At 68.7% G+C, this 284-nt stretch carries 1 protein-coding gene; it reads right to left on the reverse strand.

Translation table 11 applies throughout. The features are described 5' to 3' along the window. A partial coding sequence (locus R6V09_RS54335) for a zinc-binding dehydrogenase (RefSeq protein ID WP_317888710.1) occupies positions 1–284 on the reverse strand: 284 nt, incomplete at both ends.

Raw genomic sequence — 284 nt, forward strand, 5'->3', positions numbered from 1 at the left:
CGCTTGCCGAACCGCTTCCACTCGCGCGGGTCCTGGTTGTGTTCGTCCTTCCAGAACCGGTAGTCCTCGGCGTTGCGGTCGATGATCGCCTCGGCGCCCATCGCCCGGCAGATGTCCGCCTTCTGGGGCGAGGACACGACACAGATGGGGTTGGCACCGCCCGCGAGCGCGAACTGCGTGGCGTACGAGCCGAGTCCGCCGCTCGCGCCCCAGATGAGGACGTTGTCGCCCTGCTTCATGCCGGCGCCGTTGCGGGAGACCAGCTGCCGGTAGGCGGTGGAGTT

The organism is Streptomyces sp. W16 (assembly GCF_033194735.1).
GTDB lineage: Bacteria > Actinomycetota > Actinomycetes > Streptomycetales > Streptomycetaceae > Streptomyces.